This is a genomic window from Yoonia sp. BS5-3, assembly GCF_038069655.2.
Lineage (GTDB): Bacteria > Pseudomonadota > Alphaproteobacteria > Rhodobacterales > Rhodobacteraceae > Yoonia > Yoonia phaeophyticola.
On sequence record NZ_CP150951.2, the window covers coordinates 2,056,360 to 2,080,895 of the forward strand.

Sequence of the window (24,536 nt, forward strand, 5' to 3'; positions counted from 1 at the left end):
AGAGCCAGCCTAGTCTCAAGCCATCATCAGCTTGAGAAGGGTCAGAAATGCTTCGTTACATTTATGGAAATGCGCTATCGGAATACCCTGTTTTGCAGGACACCATGCATCGTGATCGGGCCAGTCAATTTGCCGAACGTTTGAAGTGGGACGTTCATGTCGACGACAAGGGCTGGGAGCAGGATGAATATGACGCCATGAACCCGCTTTATGTCATTTGGGAAAATCGGGACGGTACCCATGGCGGCTCAATGCGGTTCCTGCCGACGACCGAGCAAACGATGGTCAATGACCATTTCTCGGAACTCTTAAACGGCGTCGATATTCGCAGCCCTTTCATTTGGGAATGCACGCGCTTCGTCCTTGGCCAGGGCGCAAATTCGCGGGTGGCGGCAGCGATGATGCTTGCTGGGGGCGAGCTGATGCGCGCATTTGCCCTGACCCATCTATTGGGCGTGTTTGATCCGCGCATGGTACGGATCTATTCGATGATTGGTGCATCGCCCGAGGTGTTGGGCAGCGCGGGTGAGGGCCGTGATAAGATCAGCGTTGGTCTGTGGCCTTTCCGGCCAGAGGATCGCATCAAAGTTCTCAAGCGCGCTGGACTGTCGTCTGAGATATCAGAGCATTGGTTTGCCCGATCATTTGGTCATGCCGTATCTGAGGTAAGAAAGGCCGCTTAGGCCGACGATCTTTCACGCGCGCACTGGTGATGCCGCGACAGCCAAGATAGTGTCGCGGCATGAACGCACCCAACATTACATTCTCCGACGATCAGGCCGAGGCCTGGGACAGCGTTGCGCTCGCGATGCGTCAATCAGGTGTCGATCTTGACGACAGTCTGCTGCAACCGCCGCAGGCCGATAGCACGTCTGTGTTGGCCGTGATTGGCAAAGCTGGATCCGGCAAGACGATGCTTCTTGCTAAGCTCTATGAGGCGTTGGAAGAGGCGGGCGTTGACGTTATTTCGGGTGATTGGGAAGGCAAGAAACGCAAGGACCGGCGCACCTTGGCCATTTTGGCGCCTACCAATAAAGCCGCCAGTGTCTTGCGTAATCGCGGCGTGCCTGCCACGACCATTCACCGCATTCTTTATACGCCGGTTTATGATCCCGAATACGAAAAGGTTGCTGAATGGCTTGCCGGGCAGGGGGAGCGCCCTGAAATTGAAGGCCTGACTGAAATCGCGCTTGATCGCGCGTTTTCTTCTTACCAGGCAAATAAATCCGTTCCGGCGGCGCTGGCTGCCGCTGGGCTGCGCGGGTCTGATTTCATTACAGGTTGGAAACGTCGGGAAGAGCCTTTGGATATCGGGTTCGTCGATGAAAGCTCGATGCTTGATGAAAAGCAGTTCTCGGACCTGCAAGAGATTTTCCCGACGCTTCTTCTATTTGGTGATCCGGCGCAATTGCCTCCTGTACAAAGTTCTGGCGGCATGGTGTTTGAAACGCTGCCAGAAAAACGTGTTCTGACCTTGAACCGTATCCATAGACAAGATGCCGGTAATCCGATCCTTGATCTGGCGCATGCTTTGGCCGATCCGCAGCTTGATTTTCGCAGCTTTGAACAGATGGTCGAAGAGGCTGCGAAGACGGATGAACGTGTCGTGCTGGCGCAGCGTGTTGAGGCTGATCTGATGGCCCGATCACCCTGTTTGGTCTGGCGCAATGCGACCCGCATCCGTTTGATCCATGCGTTTCGGGCGGCCTTTAATGCCCCCGCGGATGAGCTGCTTGCAGGTGAGCCCCTGATTTGCGACGGTATCGAATTGCCACTGAAACATCGCAAAAGACGACTTGATCTTGAGGCGAAGGGCCTGATTAAGGGCGCGCAGGTTATCTATCTGGGGCCGGGAAAGCGCCCCGGGTTTTCCAAACTGCATGTCATGGGTGCCGAGGACCCGCGCGTCGGCGTTGCCAGCATTGTCAAAATCGAACAGGGCGGCGAAGAAGAACCATTTATCCCTTTTGCTGCCAGCATGGGCGCCACTTTTCTGCATGGTGCAGCCGTCACAATACATAAAGCGCAAGGGTCGCAATGGGACACGGTGCAGGTTTTTGCACCGGATATTTACGCCGCGTCGCGCATGGGACGCGTAGAGGCGGGCCAACCATTGTGGAAGCGACTGGCCTATGTGGCGATCACGCGGGCAGAGACGCAATTGCGCTGGGTGGTGCGCAACCGCCTTGGCCGTCCTGAAGGTGTTCTGCGCATTGATGATCTTGCTGTGCCCCAAGCCCCGCTTGAGCTAAAAAGCGAGGAAGGCTAAGCCCGCTTAGCGGCGTAGCATTGTGAATGCCGCAGAAGCGCCCCAACCTGCTGCGATTGCAATGGCCAGCGACATCAGCCCGTAGAGAAACGCGTTTTCATGGGCCAGATTGTACAGCCAGCGTTCGAGCCCAACTTTTTGAACCGGAATTGTCGTCAGATATTCATCGATCACCCGCCCATTGCGGGTTAGGAAAATCCGCGCTTCGTATTCACCCTCGGTCAGATTGGCAGGCAGAGTGATCGCTGTACGAAAAAGCGTTTCGTCCTCAAGGTCTACCTTGCCTTCCAGGACTTGGTACAGCTCTTCTCCGGCGCGGATACGGATCAACGCTTGCGTGAAAGCAGGGCTATCATTGACCCCAGCCCCGACAGAACGAATGGCGCGTGGGATTGTGATGCGATATCGCAGGTCCTCAACATCGCGCAGAACGTCGCCTATTGGGGCATTTGTGGCAACTGCATAAAATGAAGGAGCTGAGTCAACCTCGACCTCATCGCTATTTACCCAGATCCCCAGCCGCCTGTCTTTACGCCGCACGGTGACAGGCAGATCAGGGCCAGCGACTGTCACGATGACGCCAAGTTCGCTTTTGTCGGGGATCGGGGCTTCGCGCTTGATTGCGCCGAATAGCAGGATTTCGGACCCTTCGAATGTGGCGGTGATCGCCACTTGGTCCCGGCTGAGGCCAAGTACAATTTCTTCGGCCTTTGCGGGGGCAGCCAGGGACAGCATTAGGATGAGCAGGCGGAGCATCAGTGACCTCCTGCGCCAAGCGAATACAGCTCGGCTGGCTGCACCAGAAGATCAAAGGCCAGTTTGCCGCAGACGGCGAGCACCATAATGGCCAACAGAATACGCAGCTGCTCAGCCTTCATCTTGACCCCGATCCGGGTGCCAATTTGTGCGCCAATAACACCGCCAACCAGCAGCAAGACAGCGAGCACTACGTCAACAGTGTAGTTCGTGGTCGCATGCAGCATCGTGGTAAATGCAGTCACAAAGATGATTTGGAACAGCGAGGTTCCGACCACCACTTTCGTGGGCATGCCCAACAGGTAGATCATGGCGGGCACCATGATAAAGCCCCCCCCGACACCCATGATTGCAGCAAGAACACCAACCAAAACCCCAACCAAAAGCGGCGGGATGACCGAGATATAAAGCCCCGATACCCGAAACTTCATCTTGAAGGGCAGGTTATGTACCCAATTATGTTTACGGCGCGTTGGCATCGGTGCGCCGCCTGCTTTGCTGGCTTTGCGGATCGCTTTAAGGCTTTCGATGAACATCAGCGTGCCGATCATGCCCAGAAAGACGACATAGCACAGCTGTACCAACAGCTCGACCTGACCCAGCGACTTCAGGTAGTTAAACAGCATGATCCCAAGGCCTGATCCGATTAGGCCCCCGATCAGCAGCACCGTTCCCATTTTCAGATCGACGGTCTTTCGTTTGAGATGCGCAAGAACGCCGGAAAAGGATGAGGCGACGATCTGGTTTGCTTCGGTCGCTACGGCCACAGCCGGTGGAATGCCGATAAAGAACAAAAGCGGTGTCATCAGAAAGCCGCCGCCGACACCAAACATGCCAGATAAGACGCCCACAATCCCGCCAAGCCCGAGTAACAGGAAAGCGTTCACCGAAACCTCGGCGATGGGAAGATAAATCTGCATGAACTATTCCGGGCGCTTGTGCCCCTGCGCGACACCAAAACGATTTCGGTGCCGCCTGTCAAATGCTGTGGCGCAGTTTATGCTGCAATTGCAGCATTTCCGTCACGTGGAGCTATCGGTGCGAAGGATCTGGACCTATGCGCGGGCCTTCAAAAAGCTGCGTAGAACAGTTTCCAGCTTGGCGGCGCCGATGGGTGCCATGGCTTTGGTATGTTCGTGACTGATTGATTCATCGCTCATGCCGGCGGCCATGTTCGTGATGGTCGATATCGCCGCCGCCTTCAGCCCCAGAAACCGCGCCAGGATCACTTCGGGCACGGTTGACATGCCCACAGCGTCTGCCCCAAGCATGGCAATGGCCTTGATTTCGGCCGGGGTTTCGAAGGACGGGCCCGAGTACCAGGCATAGACGCCCTCGGCCATTTCTGTGTCAGAGCCCTCTGCCGCGGCCCGCAATGCCTGCTGCAGCGCTGGATCATAGGCGTCGGTCATAGGTACAAACCGCGCATCTGTCGGCTCGCCGATCAAAGGGTTCAGCCCGGAAAAGTTGATGTGGTCGGTCAGGCACATGATCGAACCGGTCGGCATATCGGGCCGCATCGATCCGGCGGCGTTCGTTGCGATCATTGTATCCGCGCCCAGTTCTTTGAGCACTTCCAAGGGCAGCCGCATCACATCCGCTTTGCCACTTTCGTAGTAATGCGCACGCCCGCCGAAGACCGCAACCCGGACCCCTTCCAGATCGCCAATCACAAGATTAGGGTTGTGCCCCGAGACACCCGCATGGGGAAATCCGGGTAGGTCGCTGTAGGGGATGCTGACCCCATCAACGGTGTTGGCGATATGCCCAAGGCCTGACCCCAGGATCAGACCGATACTGACCGGGGCGTCCCCTGCGGTGGCTCTGATTTGGGTGGCGAGGGCTTTAGCGTTCTTTGACATACGGGTCGCCTCCGGCACGTGGGGGGATGGCCTTGCCGACAAAGCCCGCAAGAATGACGACCGTCAGGATATAGGGCAGTACGTCAAGCAGTTGTCCGTTCACTTGGAAGCTGAGCACTCTTTCGATGACGTCAGGCCGCAGCGACATCGCCTGCAAGAAGCCGAAGAGCAGGCAGGCATAAAGCGCGTACCAAGGCCGCCATTTCGCAAAGATCAGGGCGGCCAGGGCGATAAACCCACGTCCGGCGCTCATGTCTTTGACAAAACCGGCTTGCAACGCTGTGGCCAAGTAGGCCCCGGCAATACCGCATAGGATGCCGCAGATGCCCACTGCCGCGTAACGCAGCCAGATAACCGATACACCTGCAGTATCAACTGCCGCAGGGTTTTCACCCACGGCGCGCAGGCGCAGACCAAAGCGGGTCCGGTATAACACCCACCACGTCAGGGGCACCATCAAGAGTGCCACATAGACCAAGGCAGTGTGACCGGAAATAAGTTCATAATAGATCGGCCCAATGATGGGCACATTTTGCAAGGTTTCCGCAAAAGGCAGTGTGATCGGATTAAAACGTGCCCCGCCAGATAATTGTGGAGTCCGTCCACCTTGGGAAAACCAGCTTTGTGCGATGACCACGGTTAAACCGGCGGCAAGGAAATTGATCGCAACACCGGAGATCAATTGATTTCCGCGAAAGGTGATTGAGGCAAGGCCGTGGATGACCGAGAGGCTCATCGAGGCACAGATGCCCGCCAAAAGTCCTAGCCAGACACTGCCTGATACAGCGGCTATTGCCGCTGACAAAAACGCTGCTGCGAGCATTTTCCCTTCCAACCCGATATCAAAAATACCGGCCCGCTCGGAATACAGGCCTGCAAGACAGGCCAGCAAAAGCGGGGTTGCCAGACGCAACGTGGCGTCCAGCATTTGTAGAAGGGTCGCAAAGTCCATTTAGGCTGCTTTCTCCATCAGGAAGGGGAAGAGGGCGAAGAAGCGGTCAGCCACTTCCGGATTGCTGCGCAGGGCATCTTCGGCCTCGGCCTGGGTGATGTCGTTTGCCTGCGGTTTGTCGCGCCGCATGAAAAACTGCAGCCCCAGCATGGCGTCGAAACGCTCGTCCGTGATGAACGGATCATGCGGGATGCGGCGCATCACGGCTTCATTTGGCCGAAAGACGTTGGCCCGGTTCTTGACCGCCAGAAGCGCGATCAGATGCGGGGGCACGTCGTTGCCGGGGATGTTTTCGATCACCATGTGAATCCATTGATGGAATTCCTCCATTGTGATCATGCCAAGTGCCAGACAGCTGAGCACAAAGCCCAGATCTGCACCGGTGTCGTCTTCGACACCTATTTTGAGTGGTCCTGTCATTTTCATTATTATGCTCTCCTCATGCTCAGGAATAACCGCTGCAGCGGCATGCGCACCATATTGTCCAGTGCGCCCGTAAAGAGGATCACCAATGCCTGTATTACGATGATCAACTCACGGGGTATCGACGTCCATAGGGCGAGTTCTGCGCCGCCTTGATATAGAAAGCCGAAAAGAAGGGCCGCCACCAATACCCCGAAAGGATGGTTGCGCCCCATCAGTGCGACGGCGATGCCAATAAAGCCCGCCCCCTCCACTGCGTTCAGGACCAGCCGTTCGGCCTCGCCCTGTACGTTGTTGATGGCCATCATGCCGGCGAGTGCGCCTGAGATAAGCATGGAAACCATAATGATCTTGGTCGGGCTGATGCCCGCGTATTTTGCGGCCGATTCGGATTGTCCGAAGGACCGGATTTCATAGCCCAGCCGCGTCCGCCAGATCAGCGCCCAGACAAGGACGCAGGCCGCGATGGCCACAAAGAAGGTCACATTCGCCGGGGCACCGCGAAACAGCGGTGTTTCACCGAAGCTGAACATGTCTTGGAAAGACGGCAGTTGCGTCGCTTCTGGGAATTTGGGTGTTGCGGGCTCCATCCCTGGGGCTTTCAAAGCGCCGATCAGCAGATAGTTCAGCAAAGCTGCCGCGATAAAGTTGAACATGATCGTTGTGATCACGATGTGGCTGCCGCGTTTTGCTTGCAGGAATGCTGGGATTGCAGCCCAGGCCGCGCCAAAGATTGCGGCCATCACGGATGCGCCCAAGAGTGCGAGCGTCCAATGGGGCCACGGGATGTATAGACAGGCTAAGGCAACGCCAAGCCCGCCAAGGACGGCTTGCCCCTCACCGCCGATGTTGAACAGGCGCGCATGAAAGGCAATCGACACAGCCAAGCCAGTGAAAATGAAGTTTGTTGCGTAATAGAGCGTGTAGCCCCAGCCGTAGGTGGACCCAAGCGCGCCTTCGATCATCAATTGCAGTGCGGCCAACGGGCTTTCGCCAATTGCCAAGATCACAAGCGCAGACAGCACAGCCGCAAGCAGGATCGAGATCAGTGGGATCAAGATCACGTCAGCCCATTTTGGCATCGCGTCCATTACGCTGGTTCTCCGCTCATACCTGCCATGAGAAGGCCCAGTTCTTTTTCGTCCGTTTCTTGAGGCATGCGTTCGCCCATCATTTTTCCGTCGAACATAACGGCGATGCGATCTGAGAGCGACAAAATTTCCTCTAACTCTACGGAAACTAACAAAATAGCTTTGCCCTGATCCCTAAGTGCAACAATCTGCTGGTGGATGAATTCGATGGCACCGATGTCTACGCCTCGTGTGGGTTGCCCGATCAGCAGTAAATCAGGGTTGCGCTCAATCTCGCGGGCGAGCACGACTTTTTGTTGATTTCCGCCGGAAAAGTTCTTGGCTGCCAGCTTTGGGTCAGGGGGCCGCACGTCGAAACGGGCCATCTTTTCTTCGGTATCCTGCCGGATTGCTGCATGATCCATAAACAGTTTTGAGCGTTGATAGCGCGCGTCATGGTGATAGCCGAAAGCGGTGTTTTCCCAGGCCTGAAAGTCCATGATCAGCCCCTCGCGCTGCCGATCCTCGGGTACATGGCTGATCCCGCGCGCGCGGCGGCTTTGCCCGTCAGATTTCGCACCCGTGAGGTCAATTTCCTCGCCATTGACCATAATTGTCCCGGTGGCGGCGCCATAGCCGCCCAAGACCTCAAGCAATTCCGATTGGCCGTTGCCCGCAACCCCAGCGATCCCGAGGATTTCACCAGCATGCACATCGAAACTGACACCTTTGACCCGGTGAACGCCTTTGTCATCGGTCACATTCAGGTCTTTGACTTCAAGAATCTTATGCCCGACCTGCGCAGGTGCTTTATCAACCCGCAACAGAACCTTGCGGCCTACCATCAGTTCGGCCAGCTCAGGCGGGCTTGTGTCGACGGTCTTGACGGTTGCGGTCATCTCGCCCCGCCGCATCACGCTGACCGTGTCGGTGATGTCCATGATTTCACGCAGTTTATGCGTGATTAGGATGATCGTCTTACCTTCGCGTTTCAGGTTTTCGAGGATGCGAAACAGGTGGTCGGCCTCGGCAGGGGTCAGAACCCCGGTGGGTTCGTCCAGAATGAGGATGTCGGCCTTGCGGTAGAGCGCTTTCAGGATTTCGACACGCTGTTGCATCCCGACGCCGACCTCTTCGATCAAGGCGTCAGGGTCGACGTTCAGTTCATATTCTTCAGCGAGACTTTTCAGCTCGCGGCGGGCGCGGGTCAGTGACGGACGCAGTAGTCCGCTATCTTCGGCACCCAAAACGATGTTTTCGAGGACAGTGAAGTTTTCAACCAGCTTAAAGTGCTGGAACACCATGCCGATGCCCGCAGCAATCGCTGCTTGGCTGTCAGGAATTGCAGTTTTGCGACCTGAGATGAAGATTTCCCCGGCATCTGCTTTGTAAAAACCATACAAAATCGACATCAGCGTCGATTTGCCCGCTCCGTTCTCACCAATAATCCCGTGGATTGTGCCGGGCATCACGCGGATCGAAATATCCTTGTTTGCCTGGACTGGTCCGAATGCCTTGGAAATGCCTTTTAGCTCAATAGCGGGGGCTATGTCGGTCATTGCGATATGCGCTCCTGAATGCAAAAGGCCGCGCGGAAAACATCTGCGCGGCCTCTGTTTTTGTGGCCTATCTGGCGGTCTTAGAAGTCAAGCGCCGGGCAGGTTTCGTCGCTTGAATAGTCATGTACGACCAGCGATCCGTCCGCCATTTGCGCCGCTGCTGCATCAACTGCGGCTTTCATTTCATCAGATACCAGTTCCGCGTTGAACTCATCCAGCGCATAGCCAACGCCTTCATTTGCAACGCCCATCACGTTAAAGCCTGTTTCCAGGTCGACGCCTTGTGACATGGCCTCATAAACCGCGTTATCGACGCGCTTCATCATAGATGTCAGAACCTCACCGGGGTGCAGGTAGTTTTGGTTTGCATCAACGCCGATGGACAGGATGTCTTCGTCAGCGGCCGTTTGCAGAACACCAACGCCGGTACCACCGGCAGCAGCAAAGACAACGTCGGAACCCTGGCTGATTTGCGCCAGTGTCAGCTCAGAGCCTTTTACCGGATCGTTCCAAGCAGCAGGCGTCGTGCCGGTCATGTTGGAAATGACAGTTGCATCTGCATTCACCGCCTTGACGCCCTGGGCATAACCGCAGGCAAATTTGCGGATCAGCGGGATATCCATGCCGCCGACGAAAGACACGGTGTCTGTCTCGGATGCCATCGCTGCCATCATGCCAACAAGGTAAGAACCTTCATGCTCATTGAACACAACAGAGCGGACGTTTGGCGCATCGACAACCATGTCGATGATCGCAAATTTTGTGTCTGGATAGTCAGCTGCGACCTCGGACAAGGGTGTTGCCCAGGAAAAGCCTGCCATCACAATCGGATTGGCGCCTGATTCAGCAAAGCGGCGGATCGCCTGCTCACGCTGTGCATCGGATTGGATTTCAACCTCGGCATAAGAACCGCCTGTTTCTGCCGCCCAACGCTCGGCACCGTTATAGGCGCTTTCGTTGAAAGACTTGTCAAACTTGCCGCCAAGATCGAACAAGATGGCAGGGTCGGCAGAGGCCGCACCGGCTGTCAGTGCCACTGCGGCGGATGCACCAAGAAATTTTTGAATAAGGGTCATATTTGTCTCCCAAGTCGTTACAAGAAGGGGTTCGCGCAAAACACGCCCCTCAGTTTAAAGCCGAGCCGATCTTTGTCGGGTCATCGTAAGATAAGGCCTTGCCTTGCTGGGAAGATCAACAGGTTTTTGGTGCTTAGGGCCAGAGTTGCGGCCATATTTGCGACTTATCTGCCGCCTGACGCCGCGTTATCTTGCGCCAATGTCCTTGCTCAGGACACAAGCACCGATAGGTGCCCCATCTTTAGGCAGATAATATCCGGGCCGATACCCAACCTGCCCATAGCCCGCCCCTGAATAGAGGGCCAAGGCGGCTGCATTGTTTTCGGCGACTTCCAAAAACATCCGTGTTGCGCCAGCGTTTACGCAGTCTGCTTCAGCATCAGCCAAAGCATCACGGGCAAGCCCCTTTCGGCGAAAGGCGGGATCTGTTGCAAGCGTAAGTATCTCGGCCTCATCTGCGATCACCCTTGTCAGGACTATGCAGTGCGTATCCCCATGCAATTGCACCCCCTTTTGCCCCAAAAGCGCGCTGAACTCAGTCTCGGTCCATGCGCGGGTCTCGCGAAAGGCCTTGCTGTGCAGTTGCGCAAGCGCCGCCGGTGTCATGTGAGGATCTTTGGCGCGCGATCACGCGGCGGGGCGGCGTCAGCGCTGCGAATGTACAGTGGCGAGGGACGTGTATGATCCGTGCCGATCCTGCTGGCAGCGATGCGTGCCATTGCCCCGATTGTCGGGCTGTTTTGCTGTGCGACCGCAAGTCCCGTGATGCCGGACAACATATCTGCGACGGGCCCGACAAGGCGCGGCGGGTCGCCGTTGATCTGGCGCAGGTGTGGGTCCACTGTATCGTAGATCGCCGCATCCGAAATCGGTCCATCGCCTAGAAACATCTGTGCATAAACCCGATCCCGGCGCGCATCGAGGCATGACAAAATGCGGCCTTCTAGCCCGTACGCTTGGGCTTCGAGGGTCGAAATACCAATGGCCGGTTTGCCCAGGCCCAACGCAAGTCCGCGCGCGGCGGCGACAGAAATGCGTATTCCGGTGAAATTACCGGGGCCAATCCCAACGCCGATGGCATGCAGATCGGACCAAGCAAGACCATACTCTGCCAACATTTCATTGAGCATTGGCATCAAATGCTCGGCCTGACCTTTGGCCATTTCATCGATGCGGGTGATGACTTGATCGCCCAACAACAAAGCGGCGGCGCAATGCGCCGCCGATGTATCAAAGACAATCAGTTTGGGTTCAGGCGGCAACGGGCCGTACCTCGACCACCTCGGGGATGTAGTGCCGCAGAAGATTTTCGATCCCCATTTTCAATGTCAGTGTTGAAGATGGGCACCCGGCGCAAGCGCCTTGCATGTGCAAATAGACAACGCCCCGATCAAACCCGTGAAATGTAATGTCACCGCCATCTTGCGCGACAGCGGGGCGCACACGGGTATCGAGAAGCTCTTTGATCTGGCCGACAATTTCAGCGTCTTCACCGGTATGTTCTGCATGCCCGGTGGCGGGGGCATGGTCTGCGGCCATGACAGGTTGACCCGATTGGTAATGCTCCATGATCGCGCCCAGGATGCCGGGTTTGATATGATCCCATTCTACATCATCGGATTTCGTAACCGTCACAAAATCAGTGCCAAAGAACACGCCCTCAACGCTGCCAGTGCCAAAGATACGTTTGGCCAGTGGCGAATGCTCTGCCGCCTCGGCGCTGGGGAAGTCAGCCGTGCCAGCCTCAAGCACATTTTGCCCGGGTAGGAACTTTAGTGTCGCGGGGTTCGGTGTGGATTCGGTCTGGATAAACATAGCGGGAAACCCTTTTTGTCAGGCTTCAGATATGCGCCTGCGTGGTGCATATGTCAAGGATTAGAACGGTTCTAAGTTTCGGGTGTGGCCACAATCAAGTGATCGCCTCAAGCCGTTCTTTCGGCAAATCCCCGGGTACAATCGTGATCGGGATCGGCAAGCTGCCGGATTGGCGGCTCAGATGCGTGACCAGTGGACCAGGTCCTTTACCGTCATTGCCTGCACCCAACACAAGAACGCCAATCTCAGGATCTTCCTTGATCTGGTTCATGATTTCATCAAGCGGCTCGCCCTCACGAATGACCAGCTCAGGGTGAACATTTTGTTTGTCGCGCATCCATTTTGCAAAGACTTCGAAATGAACTTCGATCCGCTCGCGGGCCTCGGCGCGCATGATTTCCCCGACGCCGATCCAATGATTGAACTCATCTGGGGGGATGATCGACAGGATTGCGACGCCGCCACCTGAATGCGCGGCGCGCATTGCCGCAAAGCGCATTGCATTCAAACATTCCCGGCTATCGTCAAGAACGACGAGAAATTTACGCATGATCGACTCCCTCTGGTGGCCAACTGTGCCGCAACATGCAGGCGGTGGCAACGATTGTTGCGCATGGGGAAGTGCATTGATCTTTGTGGCTAGCGGTCATGGGCGTCCGGTGCCGGGGAACACCGGACGCTTGCAAGACCAAGGCAGCAAGGGACGGGACAAGACGCTGCTTGGGGGCAGGTTTGTGACCTGCCACACCAACGGTCGCATTTGATGGATTCAATTTTGTGACAGAACGGACGCCCCGATCAGGAACGGAGCAAACCCACAATATCATATGTCTTGCGCAGAATAGGATCCGCAATCGCGCGGGCTTTTTCGGCGCCCGCGCCAAGGATGCGGTCAATCTCGGCCGGATCATTCATAAGACGCGCCATCTCATCCGAAATCGGGGCCAGTTTTGCCACGGCCAAATCCGCAAGCGCAGGCTTGAATGTACCCCAGCCCGCACCCGGATATTGGGCAATAACGGCTTCGGGTGTTGTGTCGTCAAGGGCGGCGTAAATCTCAACGAGATTGCGGGCTTCGGGACGATCGGCCAGACCTTCGACTGTTTCGGGTAAAGGCTCCGGGTCAGTTTTGGCCTTCTTGAATTTCTTGGCAATCCGGTCCGCATCATCGGTCATGTTGATGCGTTCCATATCGCTTTCACCGGATTTCGACATTTTCTTTGTGCCATCGCGTAAGTTCATGATGCGCATGGCAGGGCCTTCGATCACCGGGTCGGTCATCGGAAAGAAATCCGCTTTAAAGTCGTGATTAAACTTGGCCGCGATATCGCGGGTCAGCTCGACATGCTGTTTTTGATCTTCGCCAACGGGCACATGGGTCGCGTGATACAGCAAAATATCGGCGGCCATCAGTGACGGATAGGCATAAAGACCCAGCGATACCTTTTCGGCATTGGCGCCAGCTTTGTCTTTGAACTGGGTCATCCGGTTCATCCAGCCGACACGGGCGACGCAATTAAAGATCCAGCCCAGCTCTGCATGGGCAGGGACCTGGCTTTGGTTAAAAAGGATTGACTGGCTCGGGTCCAGACCAGCCGCCAGATAGCCAGCTGCGACTTCTCGGGTCATATTGGCCAGCTCTTTGGGGTCCTGCCAAACGGTGATGGCATGCAAATCAACAACGCAGTAGATCGTCTCCATCTGCCCCTGCATCCCGACGAACCGTTTGATCGCGCCCAGATAATTGCCCAAGGTCAACCCACCCGAGGGTTTGATCCCCGAAAAAACGCGCGGTGTGAAAGATGTATCAGTCATGGTGCAAAGTCCGGGCTGGATTTCAGGGCAGGGGTCGCATACCCATGCCAGACGCACCCGTCAACTTCAACAGCCCCGGACGATCGATATGGAGCCTGAGCAAGACACCCCGCTTGAAAGCCCGTTCAACGCGCTTCCACCGCTTATCGTGGCGCTTGCGCTATTGATCATTGGAATTGAGGCGTTTTTTCAACTGGCAGAACATGGTGTGATTGGCGGCCCGACAGCCATTGGCTGGCGTTTGGACGCGGTCAACCAATATGGCTATTCGCCCAATGTGCTGGACCGTGTGTTGACGGGCGGCGATTACTCTTTTGATATGTTGATCCGCTTTGTGACCTATCCGTTTATCAATATGGCCCTGACCCAGGTCGCATTTTGCGCGGCACTGACGTTGGCCTTGGGTAAGTTCACGGCAGAGTTCTACGGCAGTTTCAAAACCGGGGCCGTATATTTTTTGACTGCTGTTGCAGGTGCGGTAGTCTACGGTCTTTTAGTTGATGGGCAATTTCCACTACTGGGTGGGTTCACGCCCGTTTACGGGCTGATCGGCGCGTATACCTACGCGTTATGGCTGCAGTTGGGCAAACGGAACGAAAATCAACTGAAAGCCTTTCGCCTGATCGGCGTGCTGCTGTTCCTGCAACTCGTCTTCGGCATCGTCTCAGGCTTTCTCTATGAGGTGGCGCCGCCGCCAACATGGATCGCAGAGCTTAGTGGGTTTGCGGCGGGTTTTCTGATGGCTGTGCTTCTTGCACCTGGAGGCTGGGGGCGGTTTCTGGCGCGGATGCGCCAAAGGGCTTAGCCGCGCAGACTACGCCGAAATTCGGATAATTTGAACGCGCCGATGGTTTGACCGATTGCAAAATAGCTTGCCATCCCGGTCAGAACGAGGGCGAGCAAGGCCAGATAACGCAGCCTGGCCAGATCAAACCACGGTCCCATGATCTGTGAAGCAACCGCAAGAACGATACCCATTCCGATGGCCGCAATCACAATCCGTGGCAGACGGGTTTTGAATTGGGTGTCTAGCTTGGCGGCATCCCCCATCGTGCGGGTGCCGCGTACCAGCAAAACAACCATCGCCCAGCCCGTCAGCGTCGTGCCGATCGCGGCCGCCGCAAAGCCAATCAGCGGCGATAGGCCAATGGCCAGCACTGCATTCAAGACCATGGCCGCCACCGCATAGTAGAATGGGCGCTTTGTGTCTTCGCGTGCAAAAAACAGCGGCTGCAATGTCTTTTGTAAGACAAATGCAGGCAGGCCCAGCCCATAGATCGCAACCGCCAACGCGGTTGATTGGGTGGCTTCGGCGGTGAACGCGCCGCGTTCGAATAAGACGCTGACAAGGGGGACGGGAATAACCATCAAGGCAATGGCGGCTGGGATGGTCAGTGCCAGGCTGATCTCGGATGCGCGGTTAAACGCATCGCGCCCACCTGCTGCGTCGCCTGCGCGCAGCCTGCGGGATAGCTCTGGCAACAGAACGATGCCGACCGCGATGCCAACAACCCCAAGAGGCAGTTGGTAAAGCCGATCGGCATAGTTCAACCAGGCGAGCGCTCCATCAAAATAGCTGGCCACCTGACGGCCAACCAGCAGGTTGATTTGCACAACACCTCCAGCCAGTGCCGCTGGGGCGGCGATGATGGCCAGACGTTTCAGCTCTGGCGTCATGTGCGGGCGGCTGAAACCAAGGGAGAAACCAGCGCGCTTTGCGGCAAACCAGACAAGGGCCAGTTGGGCCAGGCCGGCAAGCGGGATTGCGTAGACAAGCAAACGGCCCATACCGCTTTGATCTGCGCGGTCCAGCACAGCGGCGCCGATGATCAAGGTGGCGACCAGAATGACGTTCAACAAAACTGGGGCCGCTGCAGCGGCTGCAAAGCGGCCCGTCGCGTTCAGAACGCCCGACAGAAGGGCCGATAATGAGATGAAAAGGATGTAGCAAAAGGCGATCCGGCCATATTGGACGGCTAGATCAAACCGCTCCGTACCGCGCCAGCCGCTGGCCATAAGGGTCACCAGCACAGGCATAAAGATCATCGCCACAATGGTGAAAATGATCAGAATGCTACCAAGCCCGACAAAGGCATCCTGTGCAAATTTGTGGGGGGCTTCATCGGCTTCGAGCTTTTTGGAAAACATCGGGACAAAGGCCATATTGAACGCGCCTTCGGCAAAGAAACGGCGAAACAGGTTGGGCAGCGAAAATGCGACAAAATAGGCCTCTGCCGCAGGGCCGGTGCCCAGATAAGCCGCAATCATGATGTCACGGACAAAGCCCAGGACGCGGCTTAGCAACGTCCATAAGCCGACCGTAAAGAAACCGGCCATCAGGCGGATCGGTTTCATTGGTATGCCTTCATGCGTTCGCTCTTTCTGCACCTTGGACAATCGCCTCGCGCAGCTTGCGTTCGAGATTGGCAATCTTGGTGTCCGAGTGGAATTTCAGGCCGACCATGTCCTTGACGTAAAAGGTATCGACGACCTGCTCGCCATAGGTCGCGATGACAGCTGAGGCGATATAGACACTGTTGTTGGCCAGGGTGCGCGTCAGGTCAAACAGCAGACCCGGACGGTCGCGGGTGTCGACCTCGATGATCGTATAAATCTCAGAGCCATCATTATCAAAGCTGATTGTCGTCGGAACCCTAAAGGCGCGTTCGCGTTTGCGGATTTTGTCCTTATCTTTCAGGGCATCACGCGGTACGACTTCGCCCTTCATCGTACGCTCAATCATCTTGCGCAGGCGGGGCAGTCTGGATGCCTCATAAGGGCTGCCATCGCCATCTTGGATCCAATAGACGGCGGTCGCATAGCCATCTTTGGAGGTATAGCTGCGCGCATCCACGATATTGGCGCCGACAAGCGCCAGCGCGCCGGTCATGCGGCTGAAGACGCCGGGATGGTCAACCATGGCAAAGCAGGCGCGGGTTGCGTCGCGATCCTCGTCCAGCATGATATCGATACGGATTTCGTCATCCGGGATATCACGCAGCAGACCTGCGATGACGACCTTCGCTGACAGCGGTAAGCTTTGCCAATAGGGGCCGTAATGCCGGCCAATCTCGGCCTTGATTGATTTGGCATCCCAGTCGCTGAGTGCAGCGCGCAAGGCGCGTTTGCCTTCGGCCTCCAACGTGTCACGGTTAAGATCTTCCAGACCGGTCTGCAGGGCCTCTTTAGTGGATTTGTAAAGATCGCGGATCAGCACGGCTTTCCAGTTGTTCCACGTTCCCGGCCCGACACCGCGAATGTCGCAGACAGTCAGCACCGTCAATAGGTCAAGGCGTTCAACCGTTTTGACAGCTTTGGCAAAGCCCTTGATGGTGCGCGGTTCAGAAATGTCGCGCTTTTGGGCGACGTCCGACAGCAACAGATGATTGCGGACCAGCCATTCTACAGTCTCGCATTCCTTTTTGTTCAGGCCAAGACGCGGCGCGATCTTGCGTGCCATCTGTGCGCCCAGAACCGAATGATCCTCATCCCGGCCTTTGCCAATATCGTGCAGCAGCAACGCCACATAAAGGACACGGCGGTTGATCCCCCGATCCAAAATACCTGACGCGACTGGCAGTTCTTCGATCAGCTCTTTGCGCTCAATCTGGGCAAGGTGGCTGATGCATTGAATAGTATGCTCATCGACGGTGTAGTGGTGATACATGTTGAACTGCATCATGGCGACAATGGGCGTAAATTCGGGGATGAATGCGCTGAGCACACCCAGCTCATTCATCCGGCGCAACGCGCGTTCGGGATTGCCATGTTTCAGCATCAGATCAAGAAAAATGCGCCGGGCTTCTTTGTCCTCGCGCATATCCGCATCGATCAGATGCAGATTGGCGGCCAGCAGGCGCATCGCATCGGGATGCACCAAGGTGCCGGTGCGCAGAGCTTCCTCAAAAATGCGTAAGAGATTTAGCTTATTGGCCAGAAATTCGGTCTCGTCGGCCACCGTCAATCGGTTCTGCTTGATGGCATAAGGCGCCTTGGCCCGCTTGCGGCGGGTCAATAAGCGGGCCAGCATGGGTTCGGATTTGGTATGGTTCGCCTCTAGGGCGGTCAGGAAAATCCGGGTCAGCTCGCCAACCCGGGTGGCCTGCCTGAAATAGGATTGCATGAAATGCTCAACCGCGCGGCGCCCGCCCTTATCAGTGTAGCCCATGGCGCTGGCGACCTCGACCTGTAGATCAAAGGTCAATTGGTCCATTGCGCGCCCGGCGATCAAATGCAGATGGCAGCGCACGGCCCAAAGATAATCCTCCGCGGTGACGAATGTCTCAAACTCTTGCGGCGTGAAAACCTTAAGATCGACAAGATCAGCGGCGTCTTTGACGTCATTGACGTATTTACTGATCCAGAAAAGCGATTGCAGATCGCGTAGACCGCCCTTGCCCTCTTTGACGTTCGGCTCAACTACATAGCGTTGGCCACCCTGTTTGGTGTGGCGCTTGTCCCGTTCGGCCAATTTGGCCTCAATGAAGTCGCCGGCTGTTGTCTTGAACAAATCAGACCAAAGCCGCGCGCCCAACTCAGCCGAGAGGTTTTCATCACCAAACAGATGCCGATACTCAACAAGCGAGGTGCGGATGGTATAGTCTTCACGCGCCAGACGCAGGCAGTCTTTGACGGTGCGGCTGGCATGGCCAACCTTCAATTTAAGATCCCACAGAATATAAAGCATCGATTCGATGACGCTTTCCGCCCAGGGGGTGATTTTATATGGCGTCAGAAACAGCAGATCGACATCCGAATAAGGGGCCATCTCGCCGCGCCCATACCCGCCGACTGCAATCAGGGACAGACGTTCACCATCTGTGGGGGTTGCCAAAGGGTGCAGGATTTCCTGCGCGATCTGCATAACGATGCCGATAACCTGATCGGTCAGCCAGCTATAGGCGCGGGTGGTCGGGCGGGCGGCAAATGGCTGGGCGCGAAAGGCGGTTTTGATCGCCTCCAACCCTTGGTCGCGCGCAGCGGTCAGCCTGGCGACGGTCAGTTTGCGCACATCCTTTTCAGGCATACCATTGGACAGCGACGTCATGATGTCTGAAATCACAGCGTCACGGTCAAAAATAGAAGACGCCGGACAGATCAATCCATCCGGCGCGTCGATGTGTTGCGCGGTATCGGGGTTAGAGCCCGGGGCTACCAAAGCTGCGTGGAGCTGAGTCAAGGATCACTACCTGCTTGTCTTGAATGGTCGCAATAGCCAATGCCCGCTCGTTCAGGCCATTGGGTAGCAGACGGAATGGGCCAGAAGTACCGCTAAAACCTTGGGGTGTCGTTAAAGCATCTTTCGTCAGTGCTTGATCACTGCCAGATGCGACCAGTGCGCCAATAGCCGCAATACCATCGTAGGCTAGCCCGGCCACAGGGTGCGGTCGCGAGCCATAAGTTGCCGCATAGCGGTTTTCAAACAGGGTCGTTGTCGATCTCTCAGGCATCGCGAACAAACCGCCGTCCAGTCCGGGTAAATCCGCCAGCTGCGGCAGGCTATCCCAACGGCTAAGACCAATAAATCTGATAGTGTCATTGTTCAGCCCAGCATCGGGCAGTGCCGTAGCAATAATTGGCAGGTCAGCGTTCCCCGTAGCTGTCATGAAAACAGACTGCGCGCCTGAGTTGCGGATTGCCGAAACAATTCTCCGTGTCGATGAGAAAATACTCTGCTGAGAAAGCCCGTAGCTTTCGACTGCGACAAGCTCAGCACCATAGGCTTGCACTGCGCTAGCGATTGCATCCCTACCGACCGTGCCGCCATCATTCTGGGCATGCACTATTGAGTAACGATTGATACCTTGCCTTGTTGCGTAACTTACTAAACGTCGCGCCGTATTATCGAATGTAGTGCCAAGAACGAATACATTTCCTCCCGCAATTGTCGTTGTGTTTGAGAATGCGAGAACATTAATATTGTCGTTTGCTACGGCGACACCAGCGGCATTCGCGGCCTCGCCATAGAGCGGCCCGATAATGATCTGTGCACCTTCGTTTGCGGCTTGCGCAGCTGATGCGGCTGCCTGGGTTGGGTCACCACCCGCAGTATTGTAAACACGCAACTCGATCTTTGCCCCCTCGAGATCCGCAATCGCCAGCCGGGCGGCGTTCTCAAGGTCTTGTGCTATTAGATTGTCATTTGACTGTAACGAACCACCAGGAACCAGCAGCGCAACTTGCACTGGATCGTCCGGGTCGATTTCGGGGCCGACATTCGCATTTGGATCGACGGTGATGTCGCAGGCGGCCAGCCATGCGAGCGATAGAAACGCAAAAAGATGCGCCATTGGCTTGCGGGCGTTCTGAAAACGGGCAAACATGGTTGGTATCCCTCCTGAATCGTATGACCGCAATAACACCGGCCTTTCGTTGGGGACACCATAAAGCAGGGGGCAGGGGGGTCCAGATATGAATTTCAATACCAAGCCACTCTCTGCCGGGCTGTATTTTGTCGCGACACCAATTGGCAGCGCGCGTGATATGACGTTGCGGGGGCTCGATATTCTGGCCTCTGCCGATCTGGTCGCCGCCGAAGATACGCGCACAGCCCGCAAACTGATGGAAATTCATGGCGTTCCGTTGAATGGGCGGCAGGTCGTGGCGTTTCATGATCACAGCGGTGAGGGACCAACCAAACGGTTGACCGATGCGATCGCAGCAGGAAAATCGGTGGCTTATGTCTCAGAGGCGGGCACGCCGCTTGTTGCCGATCCAGGGTATGAGCTGGGGCGTGCGGTGATTGCACAAGGGCTGCCCGTGACATCAGCGCCCGGCGCATCGGCTGTTTTAGCGGCCCTGACGGTTTCAGGGCTCGCGACAGATCGCTTTGCGTTTGTAGGGTTTCTGCCCGCAGCGAAACAGCAGCGCGAGACCGAGATCGCGATGCTTCGTGATGTGCCATTTACGTTGGTTTTCTATGAAAGCCCGAAACGCGTTGCAGAAATGTTAGCAAATCTACGCGATATCTTGGGGGCAGACCGCGAGGCGGTGCTGTGCCGCGAGCTGACCAAAAAGTTTGAAGAGGTCGTGCGCGGGAACTTGGGCGATCTTGCCGATCAATTTGCGGCGCGGTCAGTGAAGGGCGAAATCGTTGTGCTGGTCAGCCGCAAAGGGGCTGTCGATATCGCCGCGCAGGATGTGGATGCGGCATTGAAAGAGGCGATGAAAACAATGCGGATCAAAGATGCAGCGACGGTGGTTGCGGGTGCGCTGGGGTTGCCGCGCAGGCAAGTTTACCAAATTGCCCTTGGTCTAAAGGATGATGAATGACCGGATCTGTTGGGTATCACGCAGGGCGGGTGGCCGAAGATATTGTTGAACGGGATTACCTGCAACGCAATTGCAGGCCGCTCGCGCGGCGATGGCGGGGACACTCTGGCGAAATCGACCTTATCTTGCGGGATACGGACGGTGCAGGGCTGATTTTCGTTGAAGTGAAGAAAAGCAAAAGCTTTGGGCAGGCATCCCGCAAGCTCGGGCCGCGCCAGATGGAACGCATTTGCAGCGCAGCCAGTGAATTTCTCGCGAATGAGCCATGCGGTCAACTGACCGATCTGCGGTTTGATGTGGCGCTTGTAAACGGCGCCGGGCAAGTCCAGGTGATTGAGAACGCTTTCACAGGCATGTGATCCCCCCGTTGCACCCGGCATCCAGCTGCGTCATGTATCAGTCAGACATTCTGATAGGGTTGCCTTATGCCTCTTAAAATCGCTTTCCAGATGGACCCAATCGGCCCGATCGATATCGACGCCGACAGCACCTTTCGCATTGCCGAAGAAGCGCAGGCGCGGGGGCATGAGCTGTTCTATTACACGCCGGATAAATTGGCCTTTGATCAGGGGCGCGTAACCGCCCGCGGCTGGCCGTTGACCGTACAGCGGGTCAAGGGCGATCATTTCCACTTGGGCGACGAAACCACTCTGGATCTTGCCGATGTCGACGTGGTCTGGTTGCGTCAAGATCCGCCATTTGACATGGGTTACATCACGACCACGCATATCCTGGACATGGTCCATCCCGATACGTTGGTCGTGAATGATCCGTTCTGGGTGCGTAATTACCCCGAAAAGCTGCTGGTGTTGAATTTCCCTGATCTGACGCCGCCGACCATGATTGCGCGCGATCTTGAGACGCTGAAAACCTTCCGTGCGGCGCATGGCGATGTGATTCTCAAACCGCTTTATGGAAATGGCGGGGCAGGCGTGTTCAAGCTGAAAGAAGGCGACAGCAACCTTGCCTCCCTGCATGAGCTGTTTTCGGGCATCAACCGCGAGCCACTGATTATGCAAAAATTCCTTCCCGATGTCTCAAAGGGGGACAAGCGGGTGATTTTGGTGGACGGTGAAGCTGTGGGCGCGATTAACCGCGTCCCTGCCGCTGGTGAGACCCGCTCGAACATGCATGTGGGCGGGCGACCAGAGAAAGTGGCGCTGACGGACCGTGACCGCGAAATTTGCGCTCAGATCGGCCCACTTTTGCGCGAGAAGGGACAGGTTTTCGTTGGTATTGATGTGATCGGCGAGTGGCTGACCGAAATCAACGTCACATCACCCACCGGCATTCAAGAGCTTGAGCGTTTTGACGGTACGAATGTGGCCGCCAAAATCTGGGAAGCGATTGAGGTCCGGCGCTAAACCTCTTTCGACATGGCCAAACGATAGCTGACAGCCTCGGCCACATGCGGTCTGCGGACGTCTGGCGCGCCATCTAAGTCAGCGATGGTGCGCGCGACGCGCAGCACACGGTGATAGCCACGCGCCGACATGCCAAAACGCTCGGCCACTTTGACCAGCAAGGCGCGCCCTTCTTCATCCGGCGTGGCCACATCATCCAGAAGATGCCCCTCAGCATCGGCATTTACACGCGCCGTTGGATGGTCGGCAAAACGCTCGTCCTGCACTTGGCGGGCCGCGGCGACACGCGCCGCCACATCTTGGGACTTCTCGCCATCTTCAGGTAAATCCAGATCGGTAAAGGCGACAGGCGGCACCTCAATCCGCAAATCGAACCGGTCCATCAAAGGCCCGGAAATCCGACCCATGTATTCTTCTCCGCAGATCGGCACCCGGGCACATGCCCGGCCCGGATCGGTCAAATATCCACATTTGCAAGGGTTTGCTGCGGCCACCAGCATGAACCGGCAGGGGTATCGGACATGGGCATTTGCACGGGCGACGACAACCTCGCCGGTTTCAATCGGTTGGCGCAGTGTTTCTAACACAGTGCGGGGGAATTCAGGAAACTCATCCATGAACAAGACGCCATTGTGGGCCAGACTGATTTCACCCGGTTTGGCATTGCGTCCTCCGCCAACAATGGCGGCCATGGATGCGGTATGGTGCGGTTCACGAAAGGGGCGTTCGCGGTTGATACCCCCTTCATCCAAAAGGCCTGAAAGCGAATGGATCATTGATGTTTCCAGCGCTTCGGCGGCCGACAATGTCGGTAATATGCCGGGGATGCGGGCGGCCAACATTGATTTTCCTGACCCGGGTGAGCCGACAAGCATCAGATGATGACGCCCTGCCGCTGCAATCTCAAGCGCGCGTTTGGCCCGTTCCTGGCCTTTGACCTCTGACAGGTCACGGTTGCCGGCGCTATTGTGAACCTCGCCCGGTTCGGATTGGGTTAGCACATTCTGACCGGTATAATGGCGGACGACCTCTGCTAGGCTGCGCGGCGCGATTACCTTTGCGGCGCCGACCCACGCAGCCTCAGGTCCGCAGGCATGGGGGCATAACAACGTCCTGTCGTCCTGCGCCGCGGCCATGGCCGCCGGCAGCGCGCCAATGACCGGAACCAAGGCACCATCCAAAGACAACTCACCCAGTGCAACGGTCTGTTCTGCATCTTCTTGGGGAATGATCTCAAGCGCCGCAAGAAGCGCCATCGCTATCGGCAAATCGAAATGCGATCCTTCTTTGGGTAAATCTGCTGGGGACAGGTTGATCGTGATCCGTTTCGACGGCAATGCGATGGCCATGGCGGTCAGGGCAGCGCGCACCCTTTCGCGCGCCTCGGATACGGCCTTGTCCGGCAATCCGACAATCGTGAAGGCCGGAATACCAGGCGTGACGGCACATTGCACCTCGACCAGGCGGGCCTCAATCCCTTCAAACGCCACCGTGTAGGTTATGGCGACCATTGCGAACTCTCCGTTTTGGTTAACGGGTAGTTGGCGGTGGTTTAAGAATGGTTAACCAGCATCACCTGGCCAGGGGCGGCGGCCCAACGGCATCGGATACGGCCATGGATCGTAGTGTTCTTCCTGTGAGGCCGCGCGCCAGGCTAAGAAAGAGGGGTCTTTGAGGTGGCTGTCCACATAGCTTTGCGCCGCCTCGCTGATCGGTAAATCATAGGCTGTGATCCGCAGGGCAACCGGCGCATAAAAGGCATCAGCAATGCTGTAATTCCCAAAAAGCCAGGGCCCATCCGCCCCATGCCGCGCGCGCGCCAAGGCCCATAGCTCTTCGATTCGGGCGAGATCTGCCCGGACGGCATCAGATGGCGCGAACCCTTCCCAAACATGGGTGATCATATTGGGGCAATCTTCGCGTAAGGCCATGAAACCAGAATGCATTTCCGCCGTGATGCACCGGGCAAGCGCACGCGCGGCAGGATCTTGCGGATAAAGGTTCACCTCGGGATGACGCTCTGCCAGTGTTTCGGCCATTGCAAGACTGTCGGTCAAAACATGGCCCTCGGGGGTCTGCATCGCAGGTACGGTCCGGGCCGGGGCAAGATGGGCGAGCTCTTCGCGGTAGGTCCCGGCGTAAAGCCCCACCATATGGGTTTCGAAATCCAGACCGAATTTTTCAAACAAAAGCCAGCCACGCAACGACCAGCTGCTGAAGGTGCGATCACCGATATAAAGTTGATAAGTCATAGGCCCAACTTACGGACAGGTGCCCCGACGGCAAACGACCATTTTTGAAAA

The 24,536-nt window shown here is 56.5% G+C and carries 24 protein-coding genes; 6 read left to right on the forward strand and 18 right to left on the reverse strand.

Annotation, left to right across the window (positions count from 1 at the left end; genetic code table 11):
* The first annotated feature begins 47 nt into the window (after positions 1 to 47).
* Both AABB29_RS10315 and AABB29_RS10320 read left to right on the forward strand, forming a co-directional pair.
* Positions 48 to 683 (forward strand): acyl-homoserine-lactone synthase, encoded by a 636-nt coding sequence (locus tag AABB29_RS10315; RefSeq protein ID WP_341366998.1) that lies wholly within the window; start codon positions 48 to 50, stop codon positions 681 to 683.
* Positions 684 to 742: 59 nt separating this feature from the next.
* Positions 743 to 2,269 carry an AAA family ATPase gene (locus AABB29_RS10320; protein WP_341366997.1) on the forward strand — a complete coding sequence of 509 codons (1,527 nt, stop codon included), beginning with the start codon at positions 743 to 745 and terminating at the stop codon, positions 2,267 to 2,269.
* 6 nt (positions 2,270 to 2,275) lie between these two features.
* Here AABB29_RS10320 and AABB29_RS10325 read toward each other — a convergent pair whose 3' ends face one another.
* The 13 genes from AABB29_RS10325 to trpS form a co-directional block, all read right to left on the reverse strand.
* Positions 2,276 to 3,025, reverse strand: coding sequence for a TIGR02186 family protein (locus AABB29_RS10325; protein ID WP_341366996.1), 750 nt, complete (start codon positions 3,023 to 3,025; stop codon positions 2,276 to 2,278).
* Positions 3,025 to 3,945: a sulfite exporter TauE/SafE family protein gene (locus AABB29_RS10330; protein ID WP_373636491.1), complete on the reverse strand. Its 921-nt coding sequence runs from the start codon at positions 3,943 to 3,945 to the stop codon at positions 3,025 to 3,027. The genes AABB29_RS10325 and AABB29_RS10330 overlap by 1 nt, the downstream gene beginning before the upstream one ends.
* 135 nt (positions 3,946 to 4,080) lie before the next feature.
* Positions 4,081 to 4,887, reverse strand: coding sequence for a purine-nucleoside phosphorylase (locus tag AABB29_RS10335; RefSeq protein WP_341366995.1), 807 nt, complete (start codon positions 4,885 to 4,887; stop codon positions 4,081 to 4,083).
* Complete coding sequence (locus AABB29_RS10340; RefSeq protein WP_341366994.1) at positions 4,871 to 5,839, reverse strand: ABC transporter permease; 969 nt, start codon at positions 5,837 to 5,839, stop codon at positions 4,871 to 4,873. The genes AABB29_RS10335 and AABB29_RS10340 overlap by 17 nt, the downstream gene beginning before the upstream one ends.
* Complete coding sequence (locus AABB29_RS10345) at positions 5,840 to 6,265, reverse strand: hypothetical protein (RefSeq protein WP_341366993.1); 426 nt, start codon at positions 6,263 to 6,265, stop codon at positions 5,840 to 5,842. It lies immediately after the preceding gene.
* Between the two features lie 2 nt (positions 6,266 to 6,267).
* Positions 6,268 to 7,353, reverse strand: a complete 1,086-nt coding sequence (locus AABB29_RS10350; RefSeq protein WP_341366992.1) for an ABC transporter permease — start codon at positions 7,351 to 7,353, stop codon at positions 6,268 to 6,270.
* The gene (locus AABB29_RS10355) at positions 7,353 to 8,891 is read right to left on the reverse strand and encodes an ABC transporter ATP-binding protein (RefSeq protein WP_341366991.1); all 1,539 of its coding nucleotides are present in this window, start codon (positions 8,889 to 8,891) and stop codon (positions 7,353 to 7,355) included. Before AABB29_RS10355 ends, AABB29_RS10350 begins: the two co-directional genes overlap by 1 nt.
* Before the next feature lie 80 nt (positions 8,892 to 8,971).
* Entirely contained in the window at positions 8,972 to 9,967 is a 996-nt protein-coding gene (locus AABB29_RS10360; RefSeq protein WP_341366990.1) for a BMP family ABC transporter substrate-binding protein, read from the reverse strand.
* A gap of 186 nt (positions 9,968 to 10,153) precedes the next feature.
* Positions 10,154 to 10,573 (reverse strand): GNAT family N-acetyltransferase, encoded by a 420-nt coding sequence (locus AABB29_RS10365; RefSeq protein ID WP_341366989.1) that lies wholly within the window; start codon positions 10,571 to 10,573, stop codon positions 10,154 to 10,156.
* Positions 10,570 to 11,229 (reverse strand): tRNA (adenosine(37)-N6)-threonylcarbamoyltransferase complex dimerization subunit type 1 TsaB, encoded by a 660-nt coding sequence (tsaB, locus tag AABB29_RS10370; RefSeq protein ID WP_341366988.1) that lies wholly within the window; start codon positions 11,227 to 11,229, stop codon positions 10,570 to 10,572. Before tsaB ends, AABB29_RS10365 begins: the two co-directional genes overlap by 4 nt.
* On the reverse strand, positions 11,219 to 11,782 hold the full coding sequence (locus AABB29_RS10375; protein WP_341366987.1) for a NifU family protein: 564 nt from the start codon (positions 11,780 to 11,782) through the stop codon (positions 11,219 to 11,221). Before AABB29_RS10375 ends, tsaB begins: the two co-directional genes overlap by 11 nt.
* Before the next feature lie 94 nt (positions 11,783 to 11,876).
* On the reverse strand, positions 11,877 to 12,332 hold the full coding sequence (locus AABB29_RS10380) for a universal stress protein (protein ID WP_341366986.1): 456 nt from the start codon (positions 12,330 to 12,332) through the stop codon (positions 11,877 to 11,879).
* Between the two features lie 248 nt (positions 12,333 to 12,580).
* Positions 12,581 to 13,597 (reverse strand): tryptophan--tRNA ligase, encoded by a 1,017-nt coding sequence (gene trpS / locus AABB29_RS10385; RefSeq protein WP_341366985.1) that lies wholly within the window; start codon positions 13,595 to 13,597, stop codon positions 12,581 to 12,583.
* On the opposite strand from trpS, the gene AABB29_RS10390 reads away from it, so the two are divergent.
* On the forward strand, positions 13,596 to 14,402 hold the full coding sequence (locus AABB29_RS10390) for a rhomboid family intramembrane serine protease (RefSeq protein WP_341366984.1): 807 nt from the start codon (positions 13,596 to 13,598) through the stop codon (positions 14,400 to 14,402). The genes trpS and AABB29_RS10390 overlap by 2 nt on opposite strands.
* Here AABB29_RS10390 and murJ read toward each other — a convergent pair.
* The 3 genes from murJ to AABB29_RS10405 are packed head-to-tail and all read right to left on the reverse strand — an operon-like array spanning position 14,399 to position 19,920.
* Positions 14,399 to 15,952, reverse strand: a complete 1,554-nt coding sequence (murJ, locus tag AABB29_RS10395; protein ID WP_341366983.1) for a murein biosynthesis integral membrane protein MurJ — start codon at positions 15,950 to 15,952, stop codon at positions 14,399 to 14,401. The two genes, AABB29_RS10390 and murJ, sit on opposite strands and share 4 nt — an antisense overlap.
* A gap of 10 nt (positions 15,953 to 15,962) precedes the next feature.
* Complete coding sequence (locus AABB29_RS10400; RefSeq protein WP_373636492.1) at positions 15,963 to 18,776, reverse strand: [protein-PII] uridylyltransferase; 2,814 nt, start codon at positions 18,774 to 18,776, stop codon at positions 15,963 to 15,965.
* Positions 18,736 to 19,920, reverse strand: a complete 1,185-nt coding sequence (locus AABB29_RS10405; RefSeq protein WP_341366982.1) for a penicillin-binding protein activator — start codon at positions 19,918 to 19,920, stop codon at positions 18,736 to 18,738. The genes AABB29_RS10400 and AABB29_RS10405 overlap by 41 nt, the downstream gene beginning before the upstream one ends.
* An 88-nt stretch (positions 19,921 to 20,008) precedes the next feature.
* Here AABB29_RS10405 and rsmI point away from each other — a divergent pair, with 88 nt between their 5' ends.
* From rsmI to gshB, 3 genes are all read left to right on the forward strand, one after another.
* Positions 20,009 to 20,869, forward strand: coding sequence for a 16S rRNA (cytidine(1402)-2'-O)-methyltransferase (gene rsmI, locus AABB29_RS10410; RefSeq protein ID WP_341366981.1), 861 nt, complete (start codon positions 20,009 to 20,011; stop codon positions 20,867 to 20,869).
* On the forward strand, positions 20,866 to 21,228 hold the full coding sequence (locus tag AABB29_RS10415) for a YraN family protein (protein ID WP_341366980.1): 363 nt from the start codon (positions 20,866 to 20,868) through the stop codon (positions 21,226 to 21,228). The genes rsmI and AABB29_RS10415 overlap by 4 nt, the downstream gene beginning before the upstream one ends.
* 66 nt (positions 21,229 to 21,294) lie before the next feature.
* Complete coding sequence (gene gshB, locus AABB29_RS10420) at positions 21,295 to 22,233, forward strand: glutathione synthase (RefSeq protein ID WP_341366979.1); 939 nt, start codon at positions 21,295 to 21,297, stop codon at positions 22,231 to 22,233.
* Here the strand turns inward: gshB and AABB29_RS10425 are convergent.
* Complete coding sequence (locus tag AABB29_RS10425) at positions 22,230 to 23,744, reverse strand: YifB family Mg chelatase-like AAA ATPase (RefSeq protein WP_341366978.1); 1,515 nt, start codon at positions 23,742 to 23,744, stop codon at positions 22,230 to 22,232. The two genes, gshB and AABB29_RS10425, sit on opposite strands and share 4 nt — an antisense overlap.
* 51 nt (positions 23,745 to 23,795) lie before the next feature.
* Positions 23,796 to 24,485 carry a glutathione S-transferase gene (locus AABB29_RS10430; protein WP_341366977.1) on the reverse strand — a complete coding sequence of 230 codons (690 nt, stop codon included), beginning with the start codon at positions 24,483 to 24,485 and terminating at the stop codon, positions 23,796 to 23,798.
* Between the last annotated feature and the right edge of the window lie 51 nt (positions 24,486 to 24,536).